Genomic DNA, 19,508 nt, shown 5'->3' on the forward strand with positions numbered 1-19,508 from the left:
CTTGGTCCACGACCCTCCTGGTGCTGGATCGTGCCAGTCCTGGATCGTGCCAGTCCTGGATCGTGCCAGTCCTGGATCGTGCCAGTCTTGGATCGTGCTAGTCCTGGATCGTCTCGTGGACCAGCCGGCGCAGCTCCGGGAGGATCTTCAGGGTCTTGGGGCGCACCTGGGTGTAGAACTGCACGGTGAGGTCGTGCGTGGGGTCCACCCAGAAGGCGGTGGTGGCCGCTCCGGTCCAGCCGTAGGTGCCCGGGCTGCTCGGCGAGAACGTGCGGCCGGGGTCGATCACCACCGAGACGCCCAGGCCGAAACCGAGGCCGTCGTTGCCGGGCTCCTGGTGGGGAGGGGCGCCGAAGGTACGCAGATCGGTGCCGCCGGGCAGGTTGTTGCTGGACAGCAGGGCCACCGAGGCGGGGGAGAGCAGCCGGACGCCGTCCAGTTCGCCGCCCCGGCGCAGCATCTCCGTGAACCGGTGGTAGTCGTAGGCCGTCGCCGCGAGGCCGCCGCTGCCGGACAGCAGGCGGGGGCGGCCGCGCAACGGCAGCCCGGGGATCGCCGCGAGGCCGCCGTCCTCCGTCTCGCCGTACAACTCCGAGAGCCGGTCGGCCTGTTCGGGCGCGATGTGCAGGCCCGCGTCCGGCATGCCGAGCGGGCGGAAGATCCGCTCCGCGAAGAACTCGTCGAGCCGCTGCCCGGAGACCACCTCGATGACGCGGCTGAGCACGTTGAAGCCGACGGAGTAGTTCCACTGGGTGCCCGGCTCGAACTGGAGGGGCATACGCGCGTACACCTGCATGGTCTCGGCGAGGTCCGCGCCCGCCGGCACCGAGAACTCCAGGCCGGCCTCGCGGTAGCGGGCGTCCACCGGGTGCGAGTGGTAGAACGCGAAGGTCAGTCCGGCGGTGTGGGTGAGCAGATGCCGGATCAGGATCGGCCCGTCGGCCGGCCGGGTCACCATGTCCGCGCCCGAACCGCTCACGTAAACCCGGGGATCGGCGAACTCCGGCAGCAGGCGGCCGACCGGGTCGTCCAGGGAGAGCAGGCCCTCCTCCACCAGCAGCAGTGTCGCCACCGCGGTGACCGGCTTGGTCATCGAGTACACCCGCCAGATGGTGTCCGGCTCGACCGGCAGTCCGGCCTCGCGGTCACGGTGGCCCTGCGTGGTGAGGTGGGCGATCCGGCCGCCGCGCGCCAGGGCCACCAGGTAGCCGGGCAGGCGCCCTTCGTCGACGTAGTGGGCGAAGTGCTGGTCGAGGCGGTCCAGAGCCTTCACGTCCAGCCCGACCTCGCTGGGGTCGACTTCCTGTCGCAGCTGTGCCATCGCTCTCCTCCGGTCGTGTCGTCCCGCTGTGCGGTCCGACCTCGGACCTCATCGTCGCGCAGGAAGCGGGGAACCGACCCGCTCATCCGCGTGTGGTGTGACGGACGCTATAGAAGAGGCGCCGGGTAAGGGAGACGCGGCCGCCACGCCGGGCACGGCCAGGAACGCCAGTACGAGCAGCGGCTTTACGACCCCTGACCCCACCAACGTGCCCGCCACGGCCACCCCCAACGCGGGCCCGAGGTTGAGCGCGGTCTGCTGCACCCCGCCCGCCACCCCGGCCGACCCCACGTCCGCCTGCCGTACGACGACCTGGGTCGCCGCCACCATCACGGTGCCGAACCCGGCACCCAGCAGCCCGAACCCGCCGTACAGCGCGGGCGCCGCCGAGGGCCGGATCAGCAGCAGGACGCCGAGCGCGAGGAGCGCCATCGCCGTCGCGGTGGTGCGGCGCGGGCCGAGGCGGCGCAGGAGGACCGGGCACGCGGCGGCGGACCCCACCATCAGTACCGGCAGTGGCAGACCGCGCAGGGCGCTGGCGAACGGATCGAGGCCGAGCGTGCGCTGCAGGGCGTACACGGCGACGAAGAGCGTGCCGGACAGGGCCGCCGAAGCGGCGACCAGGATGCCGAGGGCCGCCCCGACCGCCGGGGCGCCGATCAGCCCGGGCGGCAGCAGCGGACTCGCCGACCGCCGCTCGTGCCGGACGAACGCCACCCCGGTGACCACGGCCATCGCGAGGCTCAGCGGCGTACCGGTGACCAGTCCGTGCACCAGGCCGGCCGCGGTCACCGCCAGCAGCACCGCGCCCGGCACGTCCAGCGGCGTGCGGACCGCAGACTCCTGCTCCCGCCGGGCCAGCGCGAGCACCCCGAGGACGGCCGTCGGCAGCACATGGAGGAAGAACACCGCCCGCCAGCCCAGCCCCGTCACCAGTGCGCCGCCGACCAACGGCCCGGCCGCGGCCGACAGCCCGATGGCCGCCGTACGCACTGCTAGTGGCCTGGCGAGCCGGTCCGGCGGATACCCGGCCCGCAGCATGCCGAGCGTGGCCGGTTGCAGCAGTGCCCCGAACACACCCTGTACTGCCCGCAGTCCGATCACCCAGCCGATCCCGGGCGCGAGGCCGACGCCCGCGGAGGCGGCGCCGAAGCCGAGCATGCCCAGCCCGAACATCCGCCGCTGCCCGTACCGGTCGCCGAGCCGCCCGGCACACACCAGCAGGCTCGCCACCGCGATGAGGTAGGCGGTGCTGGTCCACTGGACTTCGGCGAAGGAGGCGTGCAACTCCCGTTGCAGGGTGGGCTGGGCGACCGTGAGGACGGTGCCGTCCAGAGCGACGACCATGGCGCCCACGACACTGCTCGCCAGCGTCAGCCGCCTGTTCACCGGCCGGCCTCCGGCCCGAGGTGGGCGTCCAGCGCCGCACGCAGCAGCGGCGCGAAGTCGTCGGCGCCGGTGGCGAGTCGGAGGCTGCCCCAGGCCCACAGCTGGGCGATGCCGTGCAGGTTCGCCCACAGGGCGCCCGCGACGAGCCGTGCGTCCGCACCGGGGCGCGCCTGGCCGACCAGGTCCGCCAGCAGGCCGAACAGCGGCAGGCTGGTCTCCCGCAGCCGCAGGTGACCGCTCTCCAGCAGATCATGACGGAACATCAGCTCGTACATGCCCTGGTTGTCGCGCGCGAACTCCAGGTACACCCGGGCCAGCGCGGCGACCTGTGCGCGCGGCGCTGCCCTTTTGTCACCCAGCGCCTCCTCTGCGCGTACGGCCAGTTCGGTGAAGCCCCGGCGTGCGATGGCGGAGAGCAGTTCGAGATGCGTGGGGAAGTGGCGGCGCGGTGCCCCGTGCGAGACCCCGGCCCGGCGGGCGATCTCCCGCAGGGTCAGCGCCCCGGCGCCCTCGGCGGCCACCAGGACCACGCCCACGTCGACCAGCCGGTCCCGCAGGCTCATGTCGGACTCGTTCATAGACACTGTCTACCAGGAGGCGGTAGACACTGTCTACCAAATCTGGTGGCGGGAATGCCGGGCGGGCGCCGCGGGGTTGTTCCACGCATGACCCAGGACGCTCTTCTGAAGCTGCTCGCCGAAGGCCACAACGGGGTGCTGGTCACCCTCAAGAGCGACGGCCGTCCCCAGCTGTCCAATGTCAATCACGCGTACTACCCGGACGAGCGGACCGTCCGGGTCTCGATCACGGACGACCGCGCCAAGACCCGCAACCTGCGCCGTGACCCGCGTGCCTCGTACCACGTCACCAGTCCCGACCGGTGGGCGTACACGGTCGCCGAGGGCACCGCCGAGCTCTCGCCGGTCGCCCAGGACCCCCACGACGAGACCGTCGAGGAACTCGTCCGCCTCTACCGTGACGTCCAGGGCGAGCACCCCGACTGGGACGACTACCGTGCCGCGATGGTCCGCGACCGCCGGCTGGTGCTGCGGCTGCGCGTGGAGCGGGCGTACGGCATTCCGCGCGCCTGAGCGGATCCCGGGGGCCGGCCCTAGGCCCTGTGACCGAGGGCGATCGGCCGATGGTTCCGTGCGGGCCGGATGCCTAGGCTGCCGAGCAGGGAACGGCAGCTCAGGAAGAGGTCAGGATGCCCGTCAACGGTCGCAGTCACATCCGCGTCGCCCGGCCCTCCCGGGATCTCGCCGCGGCCGAGCGCTTCTGGGTGCGCGGGCTGGGCCTCGGTGTGGTGTGGCGGGCCGAGGGCGGACCGGAACCCGGCGAGCACGACCTGCTGATGCTGGGCTGGCCGGACGCCGGCTGGCATCTGGAGCTGGTCCGTGAACCGGGCCGGCCGGTCGAGCCGCGGCCCACCGAGGAGGACCTGCTGGTGGTCTACGTCGACGGCCCGGTGCCGGACGACCTGGTCGCCCGGCTGGAGGAGCACGGCGGCAAGCGGGTGCCGTCACCGAACCCGTACTGGAACCGGTGGGGCGTCACCGTCGAGGACCCGGACGGATACCGGCTCGTGCTCTGCGAGCGGGGCTGGTCCAACGCGTAGCCGGCAGCGCTTGCCGCTCAGCCCGCCCGCCGCCGGCCTCCGCGTGTGATCAACGTGGCACCTGTGGTGATCTGCGTGCGCGTCGAGTTCAGCCGACCCGCCCAGGGCGCGGCCCGGGGCCGGGTGACCGGCTTCCGGTCGCCGGGCGGAGGCGCGGCCGCCCGGTACCGGCCTCGCCACCCGCGCGTCCGACGCCGGCCTCCTCCCGTGCCCAGGTCTCCAGCAGGTGGGTGAACTCGGCCGCCTTGTCGGGCCAGTTGAAGTGCGTCACGGCTGCCTCGCGGCCGCGCTGGGCCGCGGTGTGGCGCAGTATCGCGTCGGTGCTCAGCCGTCGTATCGCCGCCGCCGCGGCGCGCGGGTCCTCGTAGGGGACCACGAGACCGCAGCCGTGCCGCTCGACCATGTCGGCCGCCAGCGGGGTGGGCGTGGTGACGACGGGGACGCCGTGGGCCATGTACTCGACGACCTTGGTGGGCCGCGAATGACGGTAGTTGGGCTGGTCGTGCAGGAGGGAGAGGCCGGCCAGGGCACCCGCGAGCAGTGCGAGGGCGCGGTCGTTGGGCAGGAAGCCGTGCCAGCGCAGCACGCCGTCCCGGTCGGCCGCCGCCAGCGCCGCACGGACGTCCGGGTCGGCCGCGCCGGCCACCTCGACGCGCAGACCGGGCCCCAGGTGCCGGGCGGTCTCGATCAGGTCCAGTGCGCCGCGCGCCCGGGACAGGTGGCCGACGTAGACGACCCGTTCGCTGCCCGGCGGTTCGGGCGCCTGCACCGGCGCCGTCGTGAAGTTGGGCACCACCGGGTGGGCGCGGCGGAACCGCTCCTGGTAGGCGTCCTCGGCGAGCAGCAGCCGCAGATGGCGTTCCGCCAGCCGCTCGGCCGCCCGCACGGCGAGCCGCAGCGGAGGCCGCAGCGGCCGGGGCACCCAGCGTTTCATGGCGAGCGCGGCGGCGGTGTCCTCGTGGACGTCCCAGACGACCACCGGTGCCGCCTCGGACCGCCGCCAGCGGCGCAGGGTGCCGGGCAGGGCCAGGAGCAGTTCCGGGTCGTGGAGGAGGATCACGTCCGCCTCGCCGCCGCGGTCGGCGAGCAGGGCGCGGGCGGCGCCCACCGCCGCCCGGCGGCTGCGTCCCGCCGCCCGGGGCAGGTCGATGCCCTCGAGGTCCGCGCGGGGGCGCACCTCACGGGCCGAGAACGGCGCCGCGTACACGACGTGGTGGCCCCGTTCCCGGAGTGCGGTGATCTGCCGGTGCAGTATGCGCGCGTCCTCGGGGTGGTGGACGACGGTGACGACGAGTATCCGCATCTGAGCGCCTTTCGACCCCGCCGCCCGGAGCCCTCGGACTCCGGGCGGCGGGAAGGGAGTTGCCGCTGAGGTCGCCTACAGCACCTCGACACCGGGCCGGAAGATCCGCCCGCGGGTGTCGAAGAGCAGCCGGGCCTCGTCGCCGATGGCCGGCAGGTCGTAGGCGGAGTGGTCCTGGAGGAGGATCGTCAGGTCGTGCGAGCGCACGGCGGCCATGACGTCGGTGACGCGTGGCACGGCCTCCCCGTCCACGAACCAGGCGGGCACGAACGGGTCGTGGAAGGCGATCTCGGCCTCCCGGGCCCGCAGCAGCCGGGCCACCGGCACCGCCGGCGCCTCGCGCTGGTCGGCGACGTCCGGCTTGTAGGTGACGCCGAGCAGCAGCACCCGGGAGCCGTGCAGGGCGAGGCCCTCGTGGTTGAGCAGATCCTGCGCGCGCCGGACGACGTACTCAGGCATGTGCGCGTTGATCTCCCGGGCGAGTTCCACGAACCGGAACTCGTAGCCGATCGAACGCACCTTGTACGAAAGGTAGTTGGGGTCGATGGGGATGCAGTGGCCGCCCACCCCGGCGCTCGGCCGGAAGGCCTGGAAGCCGAACGGCTTGGTACCGGCGCAGCGGATCGCGTCCCAGACGTCGACGCGCAACTCCTGGCACAGGATGGCCAGTTCGTTGACCAGGGCGATGTTGACGTGCCGGTAGGTGTTCTCCAGGAGCTTGGCCATCTCTGCTTCCCGGGTGCCCTTGGCCTGGACGACGGTGTCGACGAGCTTGCCGTAGAAGGCGGCCGCCCGGGCCGCGCACGCCGGGGTGCAGCCACCCACCACCTTCGGGGTCTCGCGCAGCCCGTGGGTGGTGTTGCCGGGGTCGATCCGCTCCGGTGAGAACGCCAGCGAGAAGTCGTCGCCCACCCGTAGTCCGGACTCCTCCAGGATCGGCTTCACCACCTCCTCGGTGGTGCCCGGATAGGTCGTGGATTCGAGGACGACGAGCCGCCCGCGGCCCAGCCTGCGCGCCACCGCCCGGGCCGCGGAGGTCACGGCGCTCAGATCGGGACCGCCGTCCTCGCTGAGCGGGGTCGGCACACAGATCACGATCGTCTGCGCACGGGCCAGACAGGCGTCGTCCGTGTACGCGGTGAAGCCGGCCTGTTGCATGCGGGCGACGTCGTCGTCGGAGACGTCGTCGACATGGGAGTGTCCGGCGTTGAGGCCCTCCACGACCCGTGGGTCGAGGTCGAGCCCCGCCACTCTCAGCCCGACCAGCGACGCCTCCCGCGCGAGCGGAAGTCCGACGTAGCCGAGCCCGATGACGGCCAGTTCGAAGCCGTCGGTCCGTTCTGCGTCCCCGAGCGATTCGCTCAATTCCCCGAGCGGTACGGCCTTTTCGACCTGCATAGGGATTCTCCGCCCTCAACGGCAGACGCCGTATGGATCGAAGGGCCCGGACGGTGCGATTCCGGGCGACGGGGGCCTCAGACACATCCAAGAGCGCGATACGCGTCTCGGGTCGTGGCAGCGACCCTCTTCCAGGTGCGATCACGCGCTACCAGAGCGCGGGCGGACGCTCCCCATTCATGCCGCCGTTCTCGACTGTAAAGCAATACTTCGAGAGCTTCTGCCCAAGCATGCGTAGATTCAGGCGAGATCAGCTGGCCGGTGACTCCCGATTCGACCAGTTCTCGCAGGGCTGTGAGATCACTGGCCGCCACGGGAACACCGCTCGCCATCGCTTCGACCGGCTTCAGCGGGGTGACCAGCCGGCAGACCCGTTCATCGGTGCGCGGCACCGCGAAAACGTCGAGAACCGCGTGGTAGGAGCGCACTTGGTGGTGCGGGACACGGCCGGTGAACAGCGCGACGCCGGCGCCGAGTCCCAGCCGGCGGGCCAGCGCCTCGAGCGCCCCGCGCTCGGGTCCGTCACCGACGATCAGCAGCCGCAGCGGAACCCCTCGGCGGCGCAGCTCGGCACCCGCATGGAGCAATGTGCCGATTCCCTCGTGTGGAGTAAGGCTGCTGACGGTGCCCACCACATAGTCGTCCGCCGCGACACCGAGCCGGGCCCGCAGTTCCGACCCGTCCGGCGGCGGGGCGAGGAAGGCGTCGTCCACCGCGTTGGGCACGATCAGGACCCGCTCCTCGGGCACCCCACGGGACACGATCTCGGCCCGCATCGCCGCGCCCAGGGTCAGCACCAGGTCGGCCTGGCGCATGCAGTACGTCTCCAGGGCGCGCCGCGCACGGTAGGTCGGGTCGTCCGGAGTGCGGCCCGCCGCCTGGGTCAGCCAGGTCTCCTCCAGGAAGCCGCGCACCTCGTACACCACCGGCAGCCCGTAGGTCTCCCGCAGGGCCAGCGCCACCCGCCCGTTGCCGTGGTCGGTGGCCGCGTGCAGCACGGCGGGCCGCAGCCGCTCCACCAGGCGTCCGGCCAGCTCGGCGTTGCGGGCCAGCGCCGGGCCCTGCCCGTACGGCAGGTTCAGCGGCAGCAGCCGGTGCTGCGGCACCCCGTTCACGATCTGCAGCGGGCGGGCGTCCAGGACGCCCTGCGCCACCGGGAACCCGATCCGGGTCACCACGTGCGGATCGAGCCCGGCGGCCCGCTGGGCCTCGGCGAGGGCCTGGGTACGCACGGTGTAACCGGCGTGCTTGAACGGCAGCCCGTTGGTGACCACATGGAGCACCCGGCCCGGCTCGGGCCGCACCGGTCGCCCGGCGGGCCCCGGGATCCGGGCGGCGGACGGCATGGCGGCCGGCCCGGCCGACCGGGCCCGGGCGGCGAGCCGCCGCTCGACCGGCCGCAGCCCGCGCCGCACCCGCCCCGGCAGCAGCCGTACGCCGAGCAGTGCGGCCCGCGCGGGATCGTTCCGCAACTCGCCCCATGCGACGGATGCGGCCAAGCTGAGTGCACGGGGGATCCAGAAAACACGGCGCGGCATGGGACGGAACAGAAGTCGGGCCATGTCGTCAAGGTAGGCCGACAGAGCGGAGAACGTACGACATGAACGGCCGCGTACTCCATGTCGTAGGGACCAGGCCGAACTTCGTGAAGGCCGCGCCCGTGGTCGCCGCCCTGCGCGCGACCGGGCACGACCAGGTCCTGGTGCACACGGGTCAGCACTACGACGAACGGATGTCGCACATCTTCTTCCGGGAGCTGGGCCTGCCCGCCCCGGACACCGACCTGGGCGTCGGCTCCGGCAGCCAGGCCCGGCAGACCGCCGACCTGCTGGTGGCGCTGGAGGGCGAGCTGCTGGCCCGTGACCCGGCCCTGGTCGTCGTGTACGGCGACGTGAACTCCACCCTCGCCGCGGCGCTGGCCGCCGCCAAGCTGGGCATCCCGGTGGCCCATGTCGAGGCGGGCCTGCGCAGCTTCGACATGGCGATGCCCGAGGAGGTCAACCGGCGCCTGGTCGACCAGCTGGCCGAGCTGCACTTCGCGACCAGCCCGGAAGCCGTCGGACACCTGGCCCGCGAGGGCGTCGACCCGGGCCGGGTGCACCTCGTCGGCAACCCGATGATCGACACCCTGCTCACCCATCTGGACCATTTCGACCCGGCCGCCGCTCGCGCCGCCCACGCACTGCCCGAGCGGTACGGCGTGGTCACCCTGCACCGCCCGGCCAACGTCGACGACCCCGAGGCCGCCGCGGCCGCCGCCCGCGCCCTGACCGAGGCGGCCGGCCACCTCGACCTCGCCGTGCCCCTGCACCCGCGCGGCCGGGAGGCGCTGCGGAAGGCGGGCCTCGCCGACGCGCCCGGCATCCATCTGCTCGAACCGCTCGGCTATGTCGAGTTCATGGGCCTGGTCCGGGGCGCCGCCGCCGTGATCACCGACTCCGGCGGGGTCCAGGAGGAGACCACCGTGCTGGGCGTCCCCTGTCTGACGCTGCGCACCACGACCGAACGCCCGGTCACGGTCACCCACGGCACCAACCGCCTGGTGAGCCACGGCGAACTGGTGCCCGCCCTGCGCAAGGTCCTGGACGGACCGCCGGCGGCCGACCCCGAAGGCCCGCCGCTGTGGGACGGCAAGGCCGGCCCCCGCATCGCCCGCGTCCTCACCGAGTGGCTGGAGCGCCATGACTGACGCCACCCGCACCCGCCCCGACGGTTCCCGCACCCTCGGGCACACCGTCCGCACCTACTGGGACACCCGGCACCGCGAACGCGACGACCTCGCCTCCGGCGGCCACATCGGCCTGGACCGGCCCGGCAACGAGATCTTCTACGCGGTACGGCTCGGCCAGCTGCTCACCCTGATCGGCGACCTGTCCAGCCCGGCGTCCCCGCTGTTCGTGCTCGACGCCGGCTGCGGCAAGGGGCACTTCGCCCGCGCCCTGGCCCGGTGCGGCCACCACGTGGACGCCTTCGACGCCAGCGAGGAGGCCGTCGTCCAGGCCCGGGCCGAGGGCGGCGGACCCCGCTACGCCCTCGCCGCCCTCGACGAGTGGCGCAGCCCCTGGCTCTACGACGTGGTGATGTGCGTGGACGTCCTCTTCCACGTCCTGGACGACGCGGAGTGGGCGGCCGGCCTGCGCAACCTCGCCTCGCTGGTCCGCATCACCGGCCGGCTGATCGTCACCGACGAGCACACCGACGAGCCCGTCCCGCGCGGCGACTACATCGTGCACCGGCCGATCGCCGCCTACCGCAAGGAACTCGAGCCCCTGGGCCTGAGCCACTCCCTCTTCCGGCCCTACGGTTTCCGCGAGAACCGGGTCGGCTTCCATGTCTTCACGAGGACCCGCTGATGCGCCTGACCGATCTGCTCCACCCGCACCTGGACGACGTGACCTCGGTCGTGGACGCGACGAGCGGCGGCCTGCGTCTTGACCCCTATCTGCACCTCCCGCCGGGCGTCGACTCGACCCGGCACGAACAGCCGGTGGGCGAGGGGGAGCTGATGCTTCTCTGCTACGGCCCCGACCCCGCCCTGCACGGCGACGAGGCGGACTGTCTCGCCGCACTGGAACGGATGCGGCCCGGCGGCCGCGGCCTGATCGTCTTCGGCCACCCCGGCACCGACCTGCCCTACCACCGGCTCCTCGACGCCCTGGTGGCCCACCGCTGCCAGGTGCTGCACGCCGCCGCGCTCGGCTACACGCATCTGCACGCCGGCGCGGTCTTCGCCTGCACCGAGGAACTCCTGCCGCCGCACGACTGGTTCGGCCACCCGCTGCCGGCCGACGGTTTCGCGACGGCCCTGCGGATCGCCGACGAGTACGTCCTCGCCGACTTCGTCTCCCGCTCCCAGCGGGCCCGCCTGATCGACCTGGAGCGGGCGGCCGAGGAGACCGCCCGCGCCCTGGAGAGCGGCCGCGAGGACGGCCTGGCCGAACGGCTGGCCACCGCCCTGCGGGACAAGGACCAGCTCGCCTCCGCCCTGCGCGGGGCCCGGGAACGGACCGGCGTGCTCGAGGCCCGCGTGGCCATGCTGGAGGGCTCCACCTCACTGCGGGTCGGCAAGGCCCTGGTGTCGGCGGCCCGTTCACCCAAGCGGGGCGCGGCCAGGCTGCCCGGAGAGCTGTACGGGCTGTGGCGGCAGCGGAAGGTCAAGGGGCGGCCGGCACGGGCCGCGAGCGCCGCCCCGGCACCGGAGGCGCCCGCCGACGACCGCTTCTACCTCTCCCACCGCGCGCTGTCCGTGGCCCCCCGCGACCGGCTGGTGATCACCGGCGTGCTGACCGACCGCACCGCCGCCGACTTCGCGGCGGACGCCGTGGTCAGCCGGGTGCTGCCGCACGACGGCCGGCTGCTGGTCGAGCGCACCGACCCGGACGTCTTCCTGGTGCAGCTCGGCGCCTGCACCGCCGAGGCCGGCCCCTGGACGCTCACCGGTACCGGACACGCCCCCGACCTGGACCGCCGCCTCGCCGAACTGATCGGCCAGGCACGGGGACTGGGCCGGGCGGCGGTGCTGTGGCGGGACGGCCCGGCGTCCTTGGCACCGGGACTGTCCCAACTGCCCTGGGACGCCGTCCTCGACGGCGACACCGGGACCGCGCTCTCCCGCCTCGACCCGGTCACCGACGGCCGCGACCGGCTCCGGGACGTCTTCCAGCAGGACAGCACCCGGGTACGGCTGGCCCGCCTCGCGGAGCTGGCCGGCGCCCCCGCCCCGACGGCCGAGCGCCGGGTCGCCGTACTGGCCGCCCCCCGGGACGCCACCGACGTCGCCCGGCTCGTAGCCCAGACCCTCGGTCAGCTGCACCGGCCTTCCGAGGTCGTCGTCGCCGACCCGGCGGGGCTCGACCTCGGCGAACTCACCGCCGCCTCCGTCACCGTGCACTCAGGACCGCCCACCGCACCCTGGGTCGCCGACTGGACGGACCTGACCGAGGACCGCCCCGACACCCTGCTGCTCGACCTGCTCTGCGCCCAGGAGTTCTCGGGCGCCGACGCGGTGGGACACACCCCCGCCGCCGACGACTACGCCTTCGTACCGACCCTGAAACCGCTGCTCGTCCGCCGGTCGCTGCTTGACACCGGCACCCCACCGGACACCTGGTCGCGGGCCGGGCACCGCCTGTTCGCCGTGCGTGGAAAGGAGCCGTCATGACCCGCACCCTCAGGGCGCTCGTCTACGGCGACGTGGACCTCAACCTCATCGACGGATCCGCCGTCTGGGCCCAGTCGACGGTGCAGGCGCTGTCCCGCGCGGGCTGCCGGACCCGGCTCGTCCTCAAGGCCCCCGTGGAGACCGGCCGGCTGACCGACCCGCTGGCCGGACTGCCCGGGGTCACCGTGGTCCGCCCGTACGAGGAACACCTCGTTCCCGGCCAGGGCGCGCACCCCCTGTCCCCCTACCAGGCCTCGCAGTTGCTCGCCCGCCTCGACGAGGAGGAGCCCTGCGACCTGCTGGTGCTGCGCGGCCGCCGGCTGGTGAAGCAGATCGTCGGCGACGGTCACTTCCACGGACGCATCTGGGCCTACCTCACCGACATCCCGCAGTCCCCGGCCGAGATGACCGAACAGGACCGCGTCGACCTCGTCCGCATCGCCAACGCCTCCCGGCAACTCCTCTGCCAGACCGAGGAGTTGCGCAGCTTCCTGGAGGCCTGGGTGCCGGAGGCCTGCGGCCGGGCCGTGCTCTGCCCGCCCGCGGTGCCCGAACCCGGCCTCCCGGTCCCGCAGCGCGACGGACTGCACGACCCGGTGCGCCTCGTCTACACCGGCAAGTTCGCGCCCCGCTGGAACACCCTGCCCATGACCCGGCTGCCCGCGCGGCTCGCCGAACGCGGCATCCGGGCGGAACTCCACGCCGTCGGCGACAAGATCCACAAGGACGCCGCCCATCCCGGCTTCGACACCGCCATGGCCGAGGCGCTGCACACCACCCCCGAGGTCCTCCACCACGGCGGCGTGCCCCGCGAGGAGGCCATGCGCATCGCGGCCGACTGCGACCTCGGCCTCGGCTGGCGCGACGCCTCCCTCGACGCCAGCCTCGAACTCTCCACCAAGGTGCTGGAGTTCGGCTCTCTCGGCCTGCCCGTCGTGCTCAACCGCACCCCCGCGCACGAGGCGCTGCTCGGCACCGACTACCCGCTGTTCGTGCCCGGCGACGCGGCCCTCGCGGACGCGGTGGACGCGGTCACCGTCGCCGTACGCGACGCCGAGGCCAGACGTCTCGCGGCCGACCGGTGTGCGGCCGCCGCCCGGCAGTACACCATGGAGGCCGCGGCCGCCCGCTGGCGTGCCCACCTCGACGGTGCCTTCCCCGTCGCGCCGGCCGCCGTCGCGGGCCGCGGGCGCCCGCTGCGGATCGGGGTGGCCGGCCACGACCTGAAGTTCCTCACCCGGCTGCTCGACCACTTCCGCGCCCTGCCCGGTCTCGACGTACGCGTCGACGCCTGGCCCGCGCTCGCCCGGCACGACCCGGCCGCGAGCCGTGAACTCGCCGACTGGGCCGATGTGGTGGTCGTCGAGTGGTGCGGCCCGGCGGCGGTCTGGTACAGCCGCCACAAGCGGCGCGGCAGCAGGCTGATCGTCCGCCTGCACCGCTTCGAACTCGACGCCGGCTACCCGCAGCAGGTCGACATCGACGCCGTCGACCACGTGGTCTGCGTCAGCCCCTACTACGCCCGCAGCACCCGGGAGCGGACCGGCTGGCCCGCCTCGAAGATCACCACGATCGGCAACTGGGTCGACGTCGACCAGCTCGACCGGCCCAAGGCGCCCGGCGCCCGGCACCGTCTCGGCATGATCGGCATCGCGCCCAGCCGCAAACGCCTCGACCTCGGCCTCGACGTCCTGGAGGTACTGCGGGCCCACGACCGGCGCTGGCACCTCTCGGTCAAGTCCAAGCCGCCGTGGGAGTACTGGTGGATCTGGAACAAGCCGGAGGAACGCGCCCACTACGAGGCGATCCTGCGCCGTATGCAGACCTCACCGCTGCTCGAAGGGGCCGTCGTCTTCGACCAGTTCGGGCCGGACGTGCCGAACTGGCTGCGCCGCATCGGCCATGTGCTCTCCACCAGCGACGACGAGAGCTTCCACCTCGCCCCGGCCGAGGGCATGGCCTCCGGTGCGGTGCCCGCGCTCCTCCCGTGGCCGGGCGCCGACGAGATCTACGACCGGCGCTGGATCCACGACACCCCGGAGGCGATGGCCGAGTCGATCGCCGGACTGGGTGAGCAGGATGACTGGCGGTCGGCCGGGGAAACGGCCCGCGGCCAGGTTCGGGAGGGCTTCTCGCTGGAACGGGTGGCGAAGGAGTGGACGGAGCTGCTGGTGTCCGGCTGAGCCACGTGTTCCCCGAGCAGCCTGCCCGTTCGCATCCTCCCGGGCAGGAGGCCCGAAGACCCCGCCCTCAGCGGTTTGCCGTGGGCGGGGTCCTCGCTGCGCGGCGTCAGGCCGCGGACTCCTGCTGGGCGGCCGGTTCGGGCAGCAGGCGGGCGCTGAGACGGTCCGCGCTCGGCCACCGGACGTCGTACGCCCAGCCCAGCCTCTCGAAGATCCGGATCAGGCGGGCCGACGGGTCGATCTGGCCGGGCAGCACACCGTGGCGCGCGCCCGTGGGGTCGGCGTGGTGCGAGTTGTGCCAGCTCTCGCCGAAGGAGAGCAGCGCGAGCGGCCAGAAGTTGGTGGCCTTGTCCCGGCTGGCGAACGGGCGCCTGCCCGCGACGTGACAGACCGAGTTCACCGACCAGGTGACATGGTGCAGCAGCGCCATCCGCATCACGCCGGCCCAGAAGAACCCGGTGAGCGCGCCGGCCCAGGTGCCGGTGACGAGCCCGCCGACCAGCGCGGGAGCCAGCAGCGACACGGCGGTCAGCGGCCCGAAGAGCCGGCCGACGAGCCGCAGGTCGCGATCGGCGGCGACGTCGGGCGCGAACCTGTCCCGGTTGCTCAGTTCACGCTTGAGCATCCATCCGATGTGCGCGTGCAGCAGCCCCTTGAGCAGCGCACGCGTGTCGGTGCCGAAGCGCCAGGGCGAGTGCGGGTCGCCCTCGCGGTCGGCGAAGGCGTGGTGGCGGCGGTGGTTGGCGACCCACTGCACCGGCGAGCCCTCGACCCCCAGCGAGCCCGCGACGGCCAGGGCGATGCGCAGACCCCGCTTCGCCTTGAACGAGCGGTGCGTGAAGAGACGGTGATAGCCGACCGTGAGACCGAAGCCGGACACCAGGTAGGCGACCACGGCCATGGCGACGTCCAGCGCGGACAGGCCCCGCCCCCACACCAGCGGCACCGCGACGACCAGGCCGATCAGCGGGCCGACCACGAAGATCCACATCGCGATGCCCGCGGCCGCCGTCTGCGGGGCGTCGAGTAGCGGCCTGACCCCGGCCGCGGTGTCGGCGTCGCCTTCGGTGACGACCTGTTCGGGACGGTCGGTTCTGCTCGGGTTCATCGGTTCCCCGCCGTTGCTCAAGGGTGTCGGACACGGTGCCGGACCGACCGGGAGAAGACGCACGCGTGCGCTGTGCAGCATGCTCGGCGGCCTATGCCACACGATCGCACCCGAGGGCATCCCCGCAGGTCATCGCTCATGTCCAGGGTGTGAACGGCACGGGACCAAATCGCCGTCGCCCGTCCGCGGGGGAACGCTTGATCTCAAGTCCGGTTGAGGTTCTAGGGTCGGGAGTGCTGACGCCGATGTACGGGAGGGGAACGGCCATGAGGACACTGGTACTCGGGAGGACGCCCGCCAGGGTGACGGCCGTGCTGGCCACACTGCGTGCGGACGGCTTCGACGCGGAAGGGGTGAGCACCGACGACGAGGCCCGGAAGCTGTTGGCCACCGGGGAGTTCGAGGTGCTGATCATCGGTGGCGGAGTGGGGCCCGAATCCCGCGCCCGGATCAAGGAGTTCGCGGCAGGTCACCAGGTGCGGCGGGTGATCGACGGGGCGCTGTCGGAGCCGTTCGACGCCTATGTGCGGCGGGAGTTCGAGCCGCTGATCCGGCAGGCCGCCGAAGGCTGACGGCCCCGGTCCGCCCGGACCCCGGTCCGGGCGGACGTACGCCTGCTTCGTGCGCCCGCGAGGAGGTTCCGGCCGTGACCGGCACCGGGGCGCCCGCGAGGGAGGTTCCGGCCGTGACCGTCTGGAGGGCACCCGCGAGGAGGCTCAGGCAGTGACCGTCTCCGGGCGGGACGCCTCCCGGGGGGTGTGTGCGCCGAGGTCCTCCGTGGCCAGTTCGTGGGTTTCGCGTGCCGAGAGGGCGGCGACGACCGGGGGCACGCACAACGCCGCCGTGAACAGTGCCACCGCCGACCAGTCGTCTCCGCCCGGACCCGCGATCTGCGCCGCGAAGGTCACCGCGAACCCGGCCACCGCGAACCCGATCTGGGTGCCGATCGCCATGCCGGACAGCCGTACCCGGGTCGAGAACATCTCGCCGTAGAAGGACGGCCAGACCCCGTTCGCCGCGCTGTAGACGACACCGAAGGCCACGACGCCGAGGACCAGGACCAGCGGGTAGGAGCCGGTGGAGATCGCCCACAGGTAGCCGGACATCGCCGCCGCGCTGCCCACCGCGCCGATCAGGTACACCGGCCGTCGGCCGATCCGGTCCGACAGCGTCGCCCACGCCGGGATCGCGCCCAGCGCCACCAGGTTCGCCAGCGCGCTCACCCACAGCATCGAGGTCTTCGACATCCCGACCGAGTCGCTCGTCGCGTACGCCAGCGCCCATACCGTGAAGATCGTGCTCACCGAGGCGATCAGCGCGCCCCCGATCACCCGCAGGACGTCCGCCCAGTGGTGCCGCAGCAGCGTCACCAGCGGCAGCCGTACGACACCGTCGGTCGCCGCCTGCCGCGCGAAGGCCGGCGTCTCCTGGACCGTGCGGCGGATGAACCAGCCGGCCACCGCCACCGCGGCACTCAGCCAGAACGGCACCCGCCAGCCCCAGGACAGCAGTTGGTCCTCGGGCAGCCGGGAGACCGGGATGAAGACGAGGGTGGCGATCAACTGACCGCCCTGGGTGCCGCTCAGCGTGAAACTGGTGAAGAAGCCGCGCCGGTCCGGCGGCGCGTGCTCCAGACTCATGGAACTGGCGCTGGCCTGCTCGCCGGCGGCCGAGACGCCCTGCAGCACCCGGCACAGCACCAGCAGCACCGGCGCCAGGCCGCCCACCTCGGCGCGGGTCGGCAGACAGCCGATCAGGAACGTCGACAGGCCCATCAGCAGCAGCGTGAAGAGCATGATCTTCTTACGGCCGACCCGGTCCCCGAAGTGGCCGAGGAACAGGGCACCGACCGGGCGGGCCGCGTAGGCGACCCCGAAGGTGGCCAGGGAGAGCAGGGTGGCGGTGGCCGGGTCCGACTCGTCGAAGAAGACCTTCGGGAAGATCAGCGCGGCCGCGCTGCCGTAGACGAAGAAGTCGTAGTACTCCAGGGCGCTGCCGATCCAGGCGGCCAGAGCGGCCTTCCTGGCCTGGCCGCCGGGTGGTACGGCGGTGGCGGCGGGCGGGGCGGGGACGGACACGGCGGTGCTCCTTCGGAGAACTCCGACGTAGGCGGAGAGAGCGGCGGGGGAGAGGGCCGGTTCCCAGGGATGACGGGTCGGCGGACCCAGCGGGCGGGGGCTAATTAACCCACTGGATAGTTAGTCGCGATGGGTAGGGATGTTGCGCTCGTGTTTCCCCGCTGTCAAGAGGCCGTGCGGTTCCCCGCCCGCCGCGGTCGGGCCGCCGCCCCGCCACGGGGGGTCAGCCCGCCGCACGCTCCGCGGTGAGGTAGGCGATCACCATGTCGCCGAGCATGGTCCGGTAGTGCGCGCGCTGTGCCGGGTCCACCAGGTCACGGCCGAACAGGGCGCCGAAGGTGGCCCGGTTCGCGACCCGGAAGAAACAGAACGAGCTGATCATCGCGTGCAGGTCGACCGCGTCGACGTCCGCCGTGAACAGGCCGGACTCCTGGCCCTGGCCCAGGATCCGGCGGATCACCTCAAGGGCCGGCGAGCCGATCCTGCCGAGCTTCTCGGAGGCCGCGATGTGCTCGGCGCCGTGGATGTTCTCGATGCTGACCAGGCGGATGAAGTCCGGGTGCTGCTCGTGGTGGTCGAAGGTCAGCTCCGCGAGCCGGCGGATCGCCGCGACCGGGTCGAGATGCTCGACGTCCAGCTGCTGCTCGGCCTCCCGGATCACGCCGTACGCCCGCTCCAGGACCGCCGTGAACAGCTGTTCCTTGCCGCCGAAGTAGTAGTAGATCATCCGCTTCGTGGTGCGGGTGCGGGCCGCGATCTCGTCGACGCGGGCACCGTCGTAGCCGGCCCGGGCGAACTCCTGCGTGGCCACGTCGAGGATCTCGGCCTGGGTGCGGGCGGCGTCACGGGTCCGCCCGTTGGTCTGTGCCGGTTCTTCGACGCTGGTCATCGGGTTCCTTCGGGAGTACGGCTCCGGTGCCGGAGATTCTAGAAGGCGGGCCGGGCCCGGCGGCCAGGGTCTTCCCGGAGGGCGGTCCGCCTGATATAGCTAACGTACTAGTTCGTACATTAGAGCTCAGCTCAGGAGGTCCCCGTGGCCAAGGACTCGTTTCTCGTCGGACTGATCGGCTCCGGAGTCGGACCGTCGCTCAGCCCGGCCCTGCACGAGCGCGAGGCCCAGCGGCAGGGCCTGCGGTACCTGTACCGGCTGATCGACATCGACGTGCTGGGCGTGGAGCCCGAGGCCGTGGGGGATCTGGTGCGGGCCGCGCGTGACCTCGGCTTCGACGGGCTCAACATCACCCACCCCTGCAAGCAGCTCGTCATCGAGCACCTGGACGCGCTCGACCCGCAGGCCGAGGCGCTGGGCGCGGTCAACACGGTGGTCTTCGAGGCCGGCGGAAGGGCGGTCGGCCACAACACGGACGTCACCGGGTTCGCGGCGTCCTTCGCGCGGGGGCTGCGGGACGCTCCGCTGGAGCGGGTCGTGCAGCTGGGCGCGGGGGGTGCGGGGGCCGCGGTTGCGCACGCGACGCTGACGCTGGGGGCCGAGCGGGTCACTGTCGTGGACGCGCTCGCCGACCGGGCCGCGGATCTCGCGGGCTCTCTGAACCGGTATTTCGGCGAAGGGCGGGCGGTCGCCGCGACGCCGGACCGGCTGGCGGGGCTGCTGGCCGATGCCGATGGACTGGTGCATGCGACGCCTACGGGGATGGCCGCGCATCCTGGGCTTCCGTTGCCGGCCGAGCTGCTGCGTCCCGGGCTGTGGGTGGCCGAGGTGGTGTACCGGCCGCTGGAGACCGAGCTGTTGCGGGTCGCCCGAGCGGCGGGGTGCGCGGTGCTGGACGGGGGCGGGATGGCTGTGTTCCAGGCCGTGGACGCGTTTCGGCTGTTCACGGGGAGGGAGCCCGACAGCGGTCGGATGCTCGCCGACATCGCGGAGTTGGCCGAGAACTCGGCCGGGCAGGTCGTGTGACTCGTGCGGACCGGTTGTGGCTGGTCGCGCCCGG

Annotated in this window: 17 protein-coding genes; 8 read left to right on the forward strand and 9 right to left on the reverse strand. The window is 72.9% G+C overall.

Annotation, left to right across the window (positions count from 1 at the left end):
• Positions 1-97 precede the first annotated feature (97 nt).
• The 3 genes from ACWDGI_RS30835 to ACWDGI_RS30845 are packed head-to-tail and all read right to left on the reverse strand — an operon-like array spanning position 98 to position 3,288.
• Positions 98-1,321, reverse strand: coding sequence for a serine hydrolase domain-containing protein (locus tag ACWDGI_RS30835; protein WP_450764557.1), 1,224 nt, complete (start codon positions 1,319-1,321; stop codon positions 98-100).
• Positions 1,322-1,369: 48 nt separating this feature from the next.
• Positions 1,370-2,710, reverse strand: coding sequence for an MFS transporter (locus ACWDGI_RS30840; protein ID WP_450764559.1), 1,341 nt, complete (start codon positions 2,708-2,710; stop codon positions 1,370-1,372).
• Complete coding sequence (locus tag ACWDGI_RS30845; protein ID WP_450764560.1) at positions 2,707-3,288, reverse strand: TetR/AcrR family transcriptional regulator; 582 nt, start codon at positions 3,286-3,288, stop codon at positions 2,707-2,709. The genes ACWDGI_RS30840 and ACWDGI_RS30845 overlap by 4 nt, the downstream gene beginning before the upstream one ends.
• Before the next feature lie 87 nt (positions 3,289-3,375).
• Here ACWDGI_RS30845 and ACWDGI_RS30850 point away from each other — a divergent pair, with 87 nt between their 5' ends.
• Both ACWDGI_RS30850 and ACWDGI_RS30855 read left to right on the forward strand, forming a co-directional pair.
• Positions 3,376-3,801: a PPOX class F420-dependent oxidoreductase gene (locus tag ACWDGI_RS30850; protein ID WP_450764562.1), complete on the forward strand. Its 426-nt coding sequence runs from the start codon at positions 3,376-3,378 to the stop codon at positions 3,799-3,801.
• Positions 3,802-3,917: 116 nt separating this feature from the next.
• Entirely contained in the window at positions 3,918-4,328 is a 411-nt protein-coding gene (locus ACWDGI_RS30855) for a VOC family protein (protein ID WP_450764564.1), read from the forward strand.
• Between the two features lie 88 nt (positions 4,329-4,416).
• On the opposite strand, the gene ACWDGI_RS30860 is transcribed toward ACWDGI_RS30855, so the two are convergent.
• The 3 genes from ACWDGI_RS30860 to ACWDGI_RS30870 form a co-directional block, all read right to left on the reverse strand.
• Entirely contained in the window at positions 4,417-5,631 is a 1,215-nt protein-coding gene (locus ACWDGI_RS30860; RefSeq protein WP_450764566.1) for a glycosyltransferase, read from the reverse strand.
• 75 nt (positions 5,632-5,706) lie between these two features.
• Complete coding sequence (locus ACWDGI_RS30865) at positions 5,707-7,029, reverse strand: nucleotide sugar dehydrogenase (protein WP_450764568.1); 1,323 nt, start codon at positions 7,027-7,029, stop codon at positions 5,707-5,709.
• 77 nt (positions 7,030-7,106) lie between these two features.
• The gene (locus ACWDGI_RS30870) at positions 7,107-8,528 is read right to left on the reverse strand and encodes a glycosyltransferase (protein ID WP_450764570.1); all 1,422 of its coding nucleotides are present in this window, start codon (positions 8,526-8,528) and stop codon (positions 7,107-7,109) included.
• Positions 8,529-8,629: 101 nt separating this feature from the next.
• Between ACWDGI_RS30870 and wecB the strand changes: the two genes are divergently transcribed.
• From wecB to ACWDGI_RS30890, 4 genes are read left to right on the forward strand one after another with little or no spacing between them, the layout of a single operon-like run.
• Entirely contained in the window at positions 8,630-9,718 is a 1,089-nt protein-coding gene (wecB, locus tag ACWDGI_RS30875; RefSeq protein ID WP_450764572.1) for a non-hydrolyzing UDP-N-acetylglucosamine 2-epimerase, read from the forward strand.
• Positions 9,711-10,382, forward strand: a complete 672-nt coding sequence (locus ACWDGI_RS30880; RefSeq protein ID WP_450764574.1) for a class I SAM-dependent methyltransferase — start codon at positions 9,711-9,713, stop codon at positions 10,380-10,382. Before wecB ends, ACWDGI_RS30880 begins: the two co-directional genes overlap by 8 nt.
• Positions 10,382-12,190, forward strand: a complete 1,809-nt coding sequence (locus ACWDGI_RS30885) for a hypothetical protein (RefSeq protein ID WP_450764576.1) — start codon at positions 10,382-10,384, stop codon at positions 12,188-12,190. The genes ACWDGI_RS30880 and ACWDGI_RS30885 overlap by 1 nt, the downstream gene beginning before the upstream one ends.
• A complete protein-coding gene (locus ACWDGI_RS30890) occupies positions 12,187-14,373 on the forward strand; it encodes a glycosyltransferase (RefSeq protein ID WP_450764578.1) in 2,187 nt (728 codons plus the stop codon). The genes ACWDGI_RS30885 and ACWDGI_RS30890 overlap by 4 nt, the downstream gene beginning before the upstream one ends.
• 106 nt (positions 14,374-14,479) lie before the next feature.
• Here ACWDGI_RS30890 and ACWDGI_RS30895 read toward each other — a convergent pair whose 3' ends face one another.
• Positions 14,480-15,481, reverse strand: a complete 1,002-nt coding sequence (locus ACWDGI_RS30895) for an acyl-CoA desaturase (protein ID WP_450764580.1) — start codon at positions 15,479-15,481, stop codon at positions 14,480-14,482.
• Between the two features lie 266 nt (positions 15,482-15,747).
• Between ACWDGI_RS30895 and ACWDGI_RS30900 the strand changes: the two genes are divergently transcribed.
• Positions 15,748-16,053: a hypothetical protein gene (locus ACWDGI_RS30900; RefSeq protein WP_360488123.1), complete on the forward strand. Its 306-nt coding sequence runs from the start codon at positions 15,748-15,750 to the stop codon at positions 16,051-16,053.
• Between the two features lie 144 nt (positions 16,054-16,197).
• On the opposite strand, the gene ACWDGI_RS30905 is transcribed toward ACWDGI_RS30900, so the two are convergent.
• Together ACWDGI_RS30905 and ACWDGI_RS30910 are read right to left on the reverse strand one after the other, a co-directional pair.
• Positions 16,198-17,559 carry an MFS transporter gene (locus ACWDGI_RS30905; RefSeq protein ID WP_450764582.1) on the reverse strand — a complete coding sequence of 454 codons (1,362 nt, stop codon included), beginning with the start codon at positions 17,557-17,559 and terminating at the stop codon, positions 16,198-16,200.
• Positions 17,560-17,782: 223 nt separating this feature from the next.
• Entirely contained in the window at positions 17,783-18,448 is a 666-nt protein-coding gene (locus ACWDGI_RS30910; protein WP_450764584.1) for a TetR/AcrR family transcriptional regulator, read from the reverse strand.
• Between the two features lie 144 nt (positions 18,449-18,592).
• Here ACWDGI_RS30910 and ACWDGI_RS30915 point away from each other — a divergent pair, with 144 nt between their 5' ends.
• Complete coding sequence (locus tag ACWDGI_RS30915) at positions 18,593-19,474, forward strand: shikimate dehydrogenase (protein WP_450764586.1); 882 nt, start codon at positions 18,593-18,595, stop codon at positions 19,472-19,474.
• The last annotated feature ends 34 nt before the right edge of the window (positions 19,475-19,508 follow it).

The sequence above is a fragment of the Streptomyces sp. NPDC001220 genome, from assembly GCF_053597895.1.